Consider the following 12,371-nt stretch of genomic DNA (forward strand, 5'->3'; position numbering starts at 1 on the left):
ACCTGCCCGTGCCACACATATCAGACCTGCCCGAGCTGTCCGCGACGATCGAGGAACTGCGCATGGCGCGCGTGGCGTGGCGGCAGGAGGCGGATGGCCGGCACAGCGTCGCGCGGTTTCCGTCGCTGGTCGAAACCGGGCTCGTCGTCGACGATCTGGTCGCGGCGCTGTTTCCCGGTCGGCTGGGCATGTTCGCAGGACCGGTCGAGCGCGAGGACGCGTTCGTCGAGGCCCGGCTGCGACAGGGTCTCGCGCGGTTGCAGCGCCAGATCGAGCGCGAATTCGCCTATTGGCAGGAGGAGGCGGTGCTGGCGTTCGACGTCGCCCATGCGGCGATGATCGTCCGGCTGTTCGCGGCCGAGCTCGGCCCGATCCGCACGCTGGTCGACGACGACGTGCGCGCGGCGTTCCTCGGCGATCCCGCGGCCCGCAGCGCGGACGAGATCCTGATCTGCTACCCGGGCATCGTCGCGATCCTGTATCACCGCATCGCGCATGCGCTGTACGGCCTTGGCGCACCGATCGTCGCGCGGATCATCTCCGAACTCGCCAACACGCGCACCGGAATCGACATCCATCCCGGCGCGACGATCGGCCGCAGCTTCTTCATCGACCACGGCACCGGCGTGGTGATCGGCGAGACCGCGATCATCGGCGACCGGGTGCAGTTGTACCAGCACGTCACGCTTGGCGCGCGCAGCCCGCTCGGCGTGACCGAGGTGCCGCAACGCGAACGGCTCGCGCGGCATCCGATCGTCGAGGACGATGTGGTGATCTATGCCGGCGCGACGATTCTCGGCCGCGTGACGATCGGGCAGGGCGCGACGATCGGCGGCAATGTCTGGCTGCTGGAGGACGTGCCCGCAGGCAGCGTCGTCGCGCAGCCGACCGCGACGATCCTGGCGGGCGACGCCGCGCACCAGCTGCACGAGACGCTGCGGGGGCGGGCATGAGGGCGTCCTTATGAGACGGTTCGCCTGCTGCCGCGACGACGACGGCCCGGCCAGGCCGGTGATCGGCGTGTTGTGCTGCAACGAGATCGCCGACCGCCCGATTCAGGCGGTGGCGACGCGCTTCGTCGATCCGCTGGTCCGCTATGCCGGCGCGACCGTGCTGCTGGTTCCCGCGGTGGCCGACGCGATGGACACGCGCGCGCTGGCGGGGCGGCTCGATGGGCTGCTGCTGACGGGGTCGCGCTCCAACGTCGCGGGCGGGCGTTACGGCAAGGCGGATGCGGCGGGTGGCGCGCTCGATCTCGACCGGGACGCGGTGGCACTCGAACTCGCGGGGCGGATGATCGAGGCGGGGCGGCCGGTGTTCGGCATCTGCCGCGGCCTGCAGGAGCTGAACGTGCTGTTCGGCGGCACGCTGACCGGCGCGCTCGAGGACGGGCATCACCGCCCGACCGACGACGCGACCGCGTACGAGACGCTGTTCGACCATGTCCACGACGTGACGCTGCGGCCGGGCGGCCTGCTGGCGCGCACGATCGCGGCGCCGAGCATCTCGGTGACGTCGGTCCACCGCCAGGGCATCGACCGGCTCGGCACCGGTCTCGACATCGAGGCACACGCGGTCGGCGACGGCTTGGTCGAGGCGTTCTCCGCGCGACCGTGCGGCGGCGACGTGCTGGCGGTGCAGTGGCATCCCGAATGGGACGTCGCCGCCAGCGCATCCAGCCGCGCCTTCTTTTCGCTGATCGGACAATCGCTTGGCGTGGAATCCGCGTCGATTAAATCATAGCGCGACGATAGGGTATTGCGTTAGGCTGGCGCGCTATGTAGCTTTCGGTTCCAGAATCGATGTTGCGCAATGCGGTCGTAATTCTGCGTCAGTCATCACGGAGACTATTCGATGAAGAAAATCATGATCGTGCCAATGATTGCAGCCATGGCACTTGGCGTGGCGGCATGTTCGAAGCCTGCGGAGACGTCGAACGTCACCGACATCGAATCGAACACGGTCATCGAGGAATCCGACGCGAATCTTTCTGCAGTCGACGGCATCGCGACGGACAATTCGGCCGATCTCGAAAATGGCGTCGAAGTGAACAGCAGCGGAAACGCGCTCTGATCTGACGATCTCGGCCACGCGATGGGTTCGTCCGGCTAAGGCAGGTATCTATCGCGCGAAACATAAAAGACGCCGTGCTCCTTTCATGAGGGGCGCGGCATCTTTTGTTTAACGGTTAATGCTAGGACCAAAACTATAGTTGATGAACCGAACCTATTCGGTCGTATTTTAAGGTCGTTTCGTCGACGACGCCTATAGAATCTTATTCCTATTTACTGGGTATGCATTAAGCTGGGTCAACGTCGAGGCGAAGTGAAGCTCCCTGGACGTAACCTAATGGTCCAGCAAAGCGTCTTTGCTGGACCATCATTTTATACTCGCTCTCGCAGGCGCGACGCGCACCGATTCGCGGTGTCGGCCGGATAGCCAAGCCAACCGTCGATCCACAGGCGCGTGTCACGAATTGGGGGAGGGCAAGCTCCCCCAGATGCTCAGCCCTCGTTGCCGAGCGTCTTCTTGGCGGCGTCGAGTGCGGCCTTGCCGCTCTTGCGCACTGCCTTGACCGCGCCATCGGCCGTCGTCTCGAGCTTCGTGCCGGCCTTGCGGCCGAGGCCGATCGACTTCGCCATCGCGCGACGGGCTTCCGAATAGGTCGCGGCGACCATCGGATAGTCGGCCTTCAGGTTGAAGCGCTCGCGATACTGTTCCGGCGTCAGGCCATTGGTCGACAGATGGCGACGCAACGTCTTGTACTTCTTGCCGTCGAGCATCGAGATGATGTGATCCGGCGAGGCCAGCGACTTGCGCACCGACACGGCGGGCTCGGCCGGCGTTGCGCCGACGGCTTCGGGTTCGGCGTCGGCCGTGCCGGCGAGCTTGGCCACTGCGCTGTGCATCGCGATCAGGAACGCGGGGACATCGTCTGCCGCGGTGCGCGTATTGGGGTTGGCGAGCCAAGCTGCGGTCAGTTCGGCGGCGAGTTCGACCGTATTGATTGTGTCAGTCACGCTATGTCCTTGAATTCGTCATATGTATCGGTGGGCAGGCGCCTACCGTGTTCATCCTGGAATTAACACTGGGCATAATGCGCAAGTGTTGGAGAAAGTTTCGATCAATCTAATCGGCTGAAACTTTCGTGGATTTCGCCGGAGCATTCGGATCGGCAGTCAAGCCCACATCGAATTTCGGTGATCGGATACCTGCCCAAGCGGTGAAGATCATCGCCACACTTTTCGCGATCATTTGTCCGGTCGTTCATACGGCCTGATCCTGTCCCGCAACAGCATCGCCGGGCGGGGCAGGCACTGGCGTTTCCACCCGATTGTATCGGATCAGGTTCCATATCCTGTTGCCCAAAGCCGAAGCGCGTTTATGGTGCGGCCGGACAATCCGGAACAGGGTAATATTCACCTATGGCTTTGAAAACTATCGCGCTTGCCGGCGTCGCTGCTGCCGCTTTCCTCGCGCCCGCGACCGCCGATGCGCAACAGTCGACTGCCCGATCGGCCAAGCCCGCGCCGGTCGCCGACCTCGTCAAGTCGGTGGATATTCCCTATCAGCAGTTCACGCTCAAGAACGGCCTGCGCGTCGTCGTGCACACCGATCGCAAGGCGCCGGTGGTGGCGGTGTCGGTCTGGTACAATGTCGGATCGAAGTTCGAGCCCAAGGGCAAGACCGGGTTCGCGCATCTGTTCGAGCATCTGATGTTCAACGGTTCCGAAAACGCGCCGGGCGACTTCTTCGAGCCACTGAAACAGGTCGGCGCGACTGACTTCAACGGCACCACCTATTTCGATCGCACCAATTATTTCGAGACGGTGCCGACCGCGGCGCTTGATCGCGCGCTGTTCCTAGAATCCGACCGGATGGGCTATCTCACCGGCGCGATCACGCAAGGGGTGCTCGACGAGCAGCGCGGCGTCGTCCAGAACGAAAAGCGCCAGGGCGACAACCAGCCTTACGGCCTGAGCCAGTACAAGATCACCGAAGGGTTGTTTTCGGCCGATCATCCCTACGGGCATACGACTATCGGCTCGATGGCGGATCTCGATGCGGCGTCGCTGCAGACGGTGAAGGACTGGTTCAAGGATCATTACGGCCCGAACAATGCGGTGCTGGTGCTCGCCGGCGACGTCGACGCGGCGACCGGCAAGGCACTCGCCGAGAAGTATTTCGGCGGCATCCCCAAAGGCCCCGAGAGCATCGTCCCGCCCGCGCCGATCCCGACGCTGCCCGCGCCGGTGAGCGAGACGATCAAGGACCGTGTCGCCGCGGTGATGATCAGCCGCAACTGGGTGGTGCCCGGCCTGAACGACAAGGACGGCACCGCGCTGGACGTCGCGGCGGGCGTGCTCGGCGGTCTTGCCAGCAGCCGGTTCGATACCGCGCTGGTGAAGAAGGAAAAGCTGGTCACGCGGATTTCCGCCGAGAACAGCAGCTTCAGCCAGCTCGGCATGTTCGAGATCCAGGCGATCGTCCGCGAGGGCGTCGACCCGGCGCTGGTGAGCAAGCGGATCGACGAGATCCTCGCCGACTTTCTTAAGAACGGCCCGACCGCGGACGAGGTGAGCCGGGTCGCGACGACAACGGCGGCGCGGAAGATGGAGGGGCTTGAATCGGTCGGCGGCTTCGGCGGCAAGGCGGTGACGCTGGCCGAGGGTGCATTGTATTCGAACGATCCGGGCTTCTACAAGAAACAGCTTCTCCAACTGGCCGCGGAAACCCCCGCGAGCGTCCGTGCGGCGGCGGCGAAATGGCTGTCGCGACCGGCCTATTCGCTGACCGTCACGCCTGGGCCGCGCGATGCCTATGCCAATGCGGTCGTGCCGCCCAAGGTCGCCGTGCCGCCCGCCCCCGAGGTGCCGTTCAAGGGCACGCGCGGGCCGTTGCCCACGGTTGGGCAGGTGGCGGGCCTCAGCTTCCCGAGCGTCGAGCGTACGCGTCTCGCGAACGGGATCGAGGTCGTTTACGCCCGGCGTGATGCGGTGCCGGTGACGCAGGCGGTGCTGAGCTTCGATGCCGGCGTCGCGGCCGATGTGCCGGTCAAGCTCGGCACGCAGAAGCTGACTCTGTCGATGATGGACGAAGGCACGGCGACGCGCGATTCGGTCGCGCTGGCCGAAGCCAAGGAGCGGCTCGGTGCGGAGATTGGCTCGGGTGCGTCGAACGACCGGACCTTCCTGTCGCTGCAGGTGCCGAGCGCGAACCTGGTGCCCGCGGTCGACCTGTTCGCTGACATCGCGCAGAATCCGGCGTTCGCCGATGTCGAGGTCGCGCGCGTGAAGAACCAGCAGCTCGCGCAGATCGCGCAGGAGCTGACCAGCCCGCAGGGGTTGGCGACGCGCGTCCTGCCCAAGCTGCTCGGGCCGACCTCGCCCTATGCCAAGGCGCAGGGCAGCGGCGATCCCAAGGCGGTGGCGGCGCTGACGCGGTCCGATCTGGTCGCGTTCCAGCAGGCATGGCTGCGGCCCGACAAGGCGAAGATCTTCGTCGTCAGCGATCGCCCGCTGGCCGAGGTGAAGGCGGCGCTCGACGCGCGGTTCGGGACGTGGCGGCCGACCGGTGCCGCGGGAACCAAGGTCTTCCCGGCAACGGTTACGCCTTCCGCGCCGAAGATCGTCCTGATCGACCGGCCGGACAGCCCGCAGTCGGTGATCGTCGCGGGCGTGCCGACCGGGCTGAAGGGCACGCAGGACCTGCTGCCGATCGCGACCGCGAACGATGCGCTCGGCGGCAGCTTCCTCGGCCGCGTGAACATGGATCTGCGCGAGACCAAGCACTGGTCCTACGGCGTGTCGGGGCGCTTCCAGCAGTCCGAGAATGCCGCGCCGTATATCCTGTCGGCGCCGGTGCAGGCGGATCAGACCGGTCCGTCGATTGCCGCGCTGCGCGGCGACATCACCGCGTTCCTCGGCAAGGAGCCGATGACGCAGGTCGAGTATGATCGTGCGATCAACGGCGCGATCCGGTCGTTGTCGGGCAATTTCGAAACGTCCGACGCGGTGCTGTCGGCGATGCAGCAGAACGACCTGCTCAAGCGGCCCGACGATTACTATGCGACGATTACCAAGCGCTATCAGGGGCTTAACCTAAATCAGCTTAACGGCGCGATCCAGCAGGCGCTCGATCCCCGGAAGACGATCTGGGTGGTCGTCGGCGATGCGAAAGTCGTGCGGCCGCAGCTTGACAGCATCGGCCTGCCGGTCGAGGTCATCCCTGCGGCGGCGGTTGCCGGCGCCAACTAATCTAGGAAGGAATGCAAGTGGCGAACGTCGATGGCAGCTGGGACTGCGTGGTCAAATCCCCGCTGGGCGACCAGAAGATGACGCTGACGGTCGACAGCGCGGGCTCCACCTTCACCGGCGCGGTGTCGGGCGCGATGGGCGGCATGGACGTGCACGGCGAGGTCGATGGCGACACGATCACGTGGAAGCAGAGCATGACCGTGCCGATGCCGATGACGCTCGATTGCAAGGCGACCGTCGAGGACGACGTGCTCAAGGGCAGCGTCGCGGCAGGCGCGTTCGGCAGCTTCCCGCTGACGGGTACGCGGACCGCCTGAAACGGACACCGACGACGATGAACGAGCCCGCCTTTCCACCACGGAAAGGCGGGCTTTTTTGTGGATGGCGGGATCCGGGGCATGGCGTGCGATCCGATCTATCCTCCCCCTGGCGGGGGAGGACGGCAGGGGCGACTCTCGCGGCCAATCCGTGATCGCACTCCACAGACGTCGATGTCGACTACCGGCGTCGACGAAGGATAGCGCAAAGATGAAGCCGAATCGGAGTCTTCGGTTTGCTGGGCGATAGCGGGGCCGTTTTGGCTAGCGCATTGAATATTCACGAATCCTTACAGCCTGCTGTAAGGAAAGAAGTTCAGCACTTTACCCGGCTTTTCTGTAAGTAACTGGTTCTTAGTATGCCATGGGTCATGGATCTGCGACACAACGAAGCGGATTGCCGATGAAACGCCTCCCCCTGATCGCGCCGAACCCGCCGCGCTTGAGCGAGCATCTCGACGCGCTGCGCCGGGTCGAGGCGTCGGGGGTGTTCAGCAACAACGGCCCTGAGGTCCGCGCGTTCGAGGCGAGCATCACCGAGACGCTGTTCGGCGGGCACGGCGCCAGCCTGGCGGTGGGTAACGCGACGCTCGGGCTGATGATCGCGATCCGCCAGTCGGTCGGCCTGTGGCAGGGCGGGCTCGACCCCAAGCCCGGCACGCTCGCGTTGATGCCGGCACTCACCTTTGCCGCGACCGCGCAGGCAGCGGCCTGGGCCGGGCTGACGCCGCTGGTCTGCGATATCGATCCGGACGACTGGAGCGCCTGCGCGCGCGCCGTGGAACGCCTGCTCGAGAGTCACGGTGACCGGATCGGCGTGCTGCTGCCTTATGCGACGTTCGGCAACGCGATCGATCTCGACCGGTACGTGCATTTCCAGAAGCGCTACGGCGTCGGCGTGGTGATCGATGCGGCGTCGTCGCTCGGCACGCTCGACGATGCCGGCGAGGCGTTCGGCGCACGCGCGCCGTTCGCGGTGGTCCATTCGATGCACGCGACCAAGACGTTCGCGGTCGGCGAGGGCGGGCTGATCCACAGCGGCAACGCGGCCCTGATCGCGACCCTGCGCGCGATGGGCAATTTCGGATTCGAAGGGAGTCGCAGCGCGACGCTGCCGGGGATCAACGCCAAGCTGCCCGAGATCACCGCGATCCTGGCGCAGGCCAAGCTCGCCGAGATCGACGCGGTCGCCGCGCACCGTGCCGCACTGGAGGCGACGTACCGCGAGACGCTGGCCGGGTTCCAGCTGCAGGCGGTGTCGGGCACGCGGCGCGCGATGCAGTTCATGCCGGTGCTGCTGCCCGAGCATCTCGCACATCACCGCGATGCCATCACCGCGCGGATCGAGGCGGACGGGGTCGGTTGCGGCCGGTATTTCAGCCCGCATCTCGGTGAGCAGCCCTGGTTCCAGGCGACCGCGCTGATCGAGCCGACGCCGGTCGCGGACAAGATCGCGGGGCGGATGCTGTCGCTGCCGATCACCGATGCGATGACGATCGCGGATGCGCGTCGTGCGGCGACCGCGCTGGTCGACGCGTGCGCGGCGATCGTCAGGCCGCTCGATCGGCGGGGCGCGGCGCGGGGCGCGATCGCCTCGGTGATCGTGATCGGCGGCGGACCGGCCGGGACGGCGATGCTGACCGCGGCGACCAAGCGCGGGTTGCTGCCGGACCTCGCCGCATCGGGGCTGATGATGATCGAGCGCGGTGGCGCGATCGGGGGCGGGCGGCTCGGGCGCTATGCGATCACCTCGGATTCGACCGCGCAGACCTTCCTGACGTCGGTGCGCGACAACATCCATCCCGAGCTCGCGCGGCTGGTCGATCACCCCACCGGGCGGGCGGTCGCGGCGCATGAGGGCGCGCTGGGCGTGCCGCTGGTCGAGGTCGGGCCGCTGTTGCGCGCGACCGGCGATCGGTTGGCGGATATCGTCCGTGGCCATGGCGGCACCGTACTGACCGGGCATGAGGCGTTGGGCGCGAAACGTGTCGGCGACGGTCTGTGGAGCGTGCAGCTGCGCCGGTTGTCCGACGGCCATGTGTTCGACCAGCTCGCGCGCAACGTCGTCGTCGCGACCGGGGGGCACCAGCCGCTCGACCGGCTCGCCGCGCAGCGCGTCGCGGGCGCCAGCCTCGCCGAGCTCGCGAACGGACGCCTGCTCCAGTCCGACGACGTGCTGACGGTGGGCGGGTTCGAGAAGGTCGCCGACCTGCTGACCGGCAAGCGCAACCCGAGGATCGCGGTGATCGGCGGCTCGACCAGCGCGCTGACGACGATCGCGCTGCTGCTCAGAAGCCAGCCCGCGCTACCGCTCGGGGCAGGGGCCATCACGCTGCTCCACCGCCGGCCGCTACGCCCCTTTTATCCCTCGATCGATGCGGCGCATGCCGAGGGGTTCACCGATTTCGGCCCCGACGACATCTGCCCGGTCTCCGGCTTCGTCTATCGCCTCGCCGGATTCAGGCTGGAGGCGCGCGACCTGGTGTTGCGCATGCTCGGCATCGACGGCCGTGCCCCCGACCCCCGTGTCGCGCTGCACCGCATTTCGGGCGACGACGACGCGGCGGCGCGTGCGTATGTCGAGGACGCGGACCTGGTGATCGCCGCGCTAGGCTATCGACCGATCGCGATGCCGATCGCCGACCGCGACGGCACGCCGATCGCGCTCGCCGCACAGGCGGGCAAAGCGATGGTCGATCGCCACTGCCGGATCGTCGACGGCGAAGGCGCGCCGATCGCCGGCCTCTACGGTCTCGGCCTCGCCGCCGGTTTCGTGCCGTGGGGCGCGCTGGGCGGCGAACCGAGTTTTTCGGGGCAGGCCAATGGCTTGTGGCTGTGGCAGAACGACGTGGGGCTCATGATCGTCAACCAGGTGATGGCGTCGAGGGCCCTGGCGGCAGCGTAACCGCGCTAGTTGGGGAGACCGGCGTCACGCGAGGCTGGTTTCCCGTCACCCATACCATTCCCGTCACCCCAGCCCACACCCGTCACCCCAGCGAAAGCTAAGGTATCTCACGTGGTGGGCGACGCCCGCCAAATCGGGATATCCCAGCTTTCGCTGGGATGACGGTTATGGGGGAGCGGAAGTGAGCGATGGGCGACGGGCGCCGAAGTGCGGCGTACGTCGTCCCCAGGTTACGGTCGAAGGCTTACACCTTCGCCGCGTAGATCATCCGCCCGGCGCCGAGCCGTGCGAACACCTGGTCGAGATCGCGCTCGCCGACCGCGAAGCAGCCCTGGCTGCGGCCGAGCATGCCGTGGCTCTCGATCATGTCCTTGTTCGCGTACCAGGCCGAATGCACGACGATCGCCCGGTCGAGCGCGTTGTCGTTGGTCGGGTCGAGCCCGATCAGCCGCTGCGAGCGGCCATGCTTGCCGACATAATAATCGTCGGTGACGAACGCGCCCTCCGACGAAGCGTTCGAGCCGAAGCGGTTCGAGAAGCGCTCCAGATAGCCGGTATGCGCCGGATCCGACCCGCTGCCGTGCGCGACCAGCAGCGACGTGCTGCGTCCGCTGGCGAGATCGACGAAGTGGAAGCGCGGCTTGCCCGAGGGTGCTGCGAAATCGGCGATCGCGATCCGGTCGTGATGCTGGATGCGGCTGCCATGGCGGCTGAGCGACGCCATTGCCTGGCGCAGCAGATCCGGCCGCACCACCCGCGGCGAGGTGACCGCGACCGTGCTGCGCGGCAGCGGTGGCTGCGTCATCGGCTTCAGGTCCTGCGCGGTCAGCGCACGTCCCAGCCGTGGTGTTGCGGATACGGCGCCTGGCACCGCAAGTGCCCCCGCCAAAACCAGTCCGTTCTTCAGCAGCGCGCGTCGTTCGCGCACAAGACCTTCGTCGTGCATCGATTTTCCCGAAATTGCCCCGTTCCCGTGGAACTTCGTATAGCCGATTTTCCGTGAATATTCTGCAACCATTTCCACCGGTTGTGGGTCCGTTCCCTCGAACTACCCCGGCTTGCGGTCGCTTCGTCGACTCAAGGTCGCGACGGCACGTTCCGGAGAATCGTGCGTTGGGCGTAATATCGAGATTCGGAAAGCGACGAAGAGATGAGCAGGATCGTGCAGTCTGTCACGGCAATGGGGTTGGCGTTCGCCCTGTTCGCCAGCCTGCCGGTGTCTGCGGCATCGGTTGCCGCGCTTGCCGCAATGCCGATCGAACAGGCCGCGACCGAACTCTCGCCGAACCAGTTCGTCTGGAAGGACAATGGCTCGAGCGAGCCCGTCAGCATCGTCATCAGCCTGCTCGAGCAGCGTGCCTTCGTCTATCGGGGGTCGGCAATGATCGCCGCGACGACGATCTCCAGCGGCAAGGACGGCAAGGATACGCCGATCGGCACCTATCCGATCCTGCAGAAGAACGCGGTCCACAAATCGAGCCTGTACGATGACGCGTCGATGCCGTTCATGCAGCGGCTGACCTGGGACGGCATCGCGATCCATGCAGGCCGGAATCCGGGCTTCCCCGCCTCGCACGGCTGCATCCGCGTGCCGCTCGGCTTTGCCAAGCAGCTGTTCGGGGTGACCGCGCTGGGGACGACCGTAACGGTGACGGACGATTTCGAGGGCGGAATGCTGCCGGAGCCGCCGGTCGCGGATCAGGACACGGCGGTGGCGAACCTGCGCCAATCGGTTTCGCTGAGCCAGTGAACGCCCCCGTCATGCCGGGCTTGTTCCGGCATCCACGGTTCCGCACGTTCTACGGCTGGCGAGTTTGCGGGACGGTGGACCCCGGAACAGGTCGGCGGATGTACCTTTCAAGCATGTAGCCGTCATTCCCGGGCAGGCGGGAACCCATACTGGCAAACCTTGCGAGGAAATCGTCGACGCCTGAGCATATGGGTCCCCGCCTCCGCGGGGATGACAGGTCCTACATGTCGAAGAGGTATATCCGCCGAACAGGTCCGGAGTGACGGGAGCTACGCGGCGATCGGAAGCCCCAGCTCGACCAACCGCGCGCGGAAATCCGCCGCATCCGTGAACAGCACCGATTCGATCCCCAACGCCTGCGCGCCCGCGACGTTCGCGGCGCTGTCGTCAACGAACACCACGTCCTGCGCCGCCAGCCCGAATCGCGCCAGCGCCAGCCGGTAGATCGCCGCGTCCGGCTTCACCATCTTCTCCTCGCCCGACACGACGATATCGCGGAACCGGTCGAACAGCCGTGCTTCTCGCGCACGAAAGGGTGGCCAGAACTCGTGGCTGAAGTTCGTGATCGCGAACAGCGGTATGCCAGCCGCGTCGAGCTCTTCGGCGATCTCGTGCATGCCTGCGATACCCGCGCCGATGCTCTCGTTGAATCGCGGCCCCCAGGCGGCGATCAAGCCGGCGTGCTGCGGATACAGCGCGGCCAGCTCCGCCGAGGTGTCGGCGAAGTCGCGGCCAGCGTCATGCTGGAAATGCCAGTCGATCGTCACGACGTCGCGCAGGAACGCGTCGAGCGCCCGATCGTCATCGATCAGGCGCTCGTACAGGATCCGCGGATCCCAGTCGTACAGGACACGACCGACGTCAAAAATGACGGCGGTGATCAGGGCTTTAGCCCTGGCGTGCCTTGAAGCGACGGTTGGTCTTGTTGATGACGTAGGTACGGCCACGACGACGGATCACGCGGTTATCGCGGTGACGATCCTTGAGCGACTTCAGGGAATTGCGGATCTTCATGATCGATTCGCTTCTTTTCAAATCTAGGTGTGCGGAAAGACGGGATCGCCTAATGGCGGGGTGTGTCCAAGTCAAGCAACGGACACGCTCCTACCATCCGGGAACCCACTCGGCTGGTCGGAGCGTTA

General features: G+C 66.0%; 11 protein-coding genes. 7 read left to right on the forward strand and 4 right to left on the reverse strand.

The genetic code is table 11. The features are described from left to right. Positions 1–8 precede the first annotated feature (8 nt). The 3 genes from epsC (at position 9) to VH567_RS10985 (ending at position 2,073) form a co-directional block, all read left to right on the forward strand. Positions 9–953 carry a serine O-acetyltransferase EpsC gene (gene epsC, locus VH567_RS10975; RefSeq protein ID WP_423326002.1) on the forward strand — a complete coding sequence of 315 codons (945 nt, stop codon included), beginning with the start codon at positions 9–11 and terminating at the stop codon, positions 951–953. Positions 954–963: 10 nt separating this feature from the next. Then, positions 964–1,743, forward strand: a complete 780-nt coding sequence (locus VH567_RS10980) for a gamma-glutamyl-gamma-aminobutyrate hydrolase family protein (protein ID WP_423326003.1) — start codon at positions 964–966, stop codon at positions 1,741–1,743. A gap of 111 nt (positions 1,744–1,854) precedes the next feature. Then, the gene (locus tag VH567_RS10985; protein ID WP_423326005.1) at positions 1,855–2,073 is read left to right on the forward strand and encodes a hypothetical protein; all 219 of its coding nucleotides are present in this window, start codon (positions 1,855–1,857) and stop codon (positions 2,071–2,073) included. A 431-nt stretch (positions 2,074–2,504) separates the two neighbouring features. Here VH567_RS10985 and VH567_RS10990 read toward each other — a convergent pair whose 3' ends face one another. Then, the gene (locus tag VH567_RS10990) at positions 2,505–3,020 is read right to left on the reverse strand and encodes a MucR family transcriptional regulator (RefSeq protein ID WP_423326007.1); all 516 of its coding nucleotides are present in this window, start codon (positions 3,018–3,020) and stop codon (positions 2,505–2,507) included. A gap of 405 nt (positions 3,021–3,425) precedes the next feature. On the opposite strand from VH567_RS10990, the gene VH567_RS10995 reads away from it, so the two are divergent. The 3 genes from VH567_RS10995 (at position 3,426) to VH567_RS11005 (ending at position 9,479) form a co-directional block, all read left to right on the forward strand. Continuing rightward, complete coding sequence (locus tag VH567_RS10995) at positions 3,426–6,257, forward strand: M16 family metallopeptidase (RefSeq protein ID WP_423326009.1); 2,832 nt, start codon at positions 3,426–3,428, stop codon at positions 6,255–6,257. 17 nt (positions 6,258–6,274) lie between these two features. Beyond that, the gene (locus VH567_RS11000) at positions 6,275–6,574 is read left to right on the forward strand and encodes a hypothetical protein (RefSeq protein WP_423326011.1); all 300 of its coding nucleotides are present in this window, start codon (positions 6,275–6,277) and stop codon (positions 6,572–6,574) included. A 403-nt stretch (positions 6,575–6,977) separates the two neighbouring features. Beyond that, positions 6,978–9,479 carry a DegT/DnrJ/EryC1/StrS family aminotransferase gene (locus tag VH567_RS11005; protein ID WP_423326013.1) on the forward strand — a complete coding sequence of 834 codons (2,502 nt, stop codon included), beginning with the start codon at positions 6,978–6,980 and terminating at the stop codon, positions 9,477–9,479. A gap of 244 nt (positions 9,480–9,723) precedes the next feature. Here VH567_RS11005 and VH567_RS11010 read toward each other — a convergent pair whose 3' ends face one another. Beyond that, positions 9,724–10,425 (reverse strand): murein L,D-transpeptidase catalytic domain family protein, encoded by a 702-nt coding sequence (locus tag VH567_RS11010; RefSeq protein WP_423326015.1) that lies wholly within the window; start codon positions 10,423–10,425, stop codon positions 9,724–9,726. A 204-nt stretch (positions 10,426–10,629) separates the two neighbouring features. On the opposite strand from VH567_RS11010, the gene VH567_RS11015 reads away from it, so the two are divergent. Then, positions 10,630–11,229 (forward strand): L,D-transpeptidase family protein, encoded by a 600-nt coding sequence (locus tag VH567_RS11015; protein ID WP_423326017.1) that lies wholly within the window; start codon positions 10,630–10,632, stop codon positions 11,227–11,229. Positions 11,230–11,498: 269 nt separating this feature from the next. On the opposite strand, the gene VH567_RS11020 is transcribed toward VH567_RS11015, so the two are convergent. Together VH567_RS11020 and ykgO are read right to left on the reverse strand one after the other, a co-directional pair. Further along, positions 11,499–12,113: an HAD family hydrolase gene (locus VH567_RS11020; protein ID WP_423326534.1), complete on the reverse strand. Its 615-nt coding sequence runs from the start codon at positions 12,111–12,113 to the stop codon at positions 11,499–11,501. Positions 12,114–12,117: 4 nt separating this feature from the next. After that, the gene (gene ykgO / locus VH567_RS11025) at positions 12,118–12,243 is read right to left on the reverse strand and encodes a type B 50S ribosomal protein L36 (RefSeq protein WP_003046794.1); all 126 of its coding nucleotides are present in this window, start codon (positions 12,241–12,243) and stop codon (positions 12,118–12,120) included. Positions 12,244–12,371: the final 128 nt, after the last annotated feature.

It is taken from the genome of Sphingomonas sp. 4RDLI-65, assembly GCF_049472435.1.
Taxonomy (GTDB): Bacteria; Pseudomonadota; Alphaproteobacteria; order Sphingomonadales; family Sphingomonadaceae; genus Sphingomonas.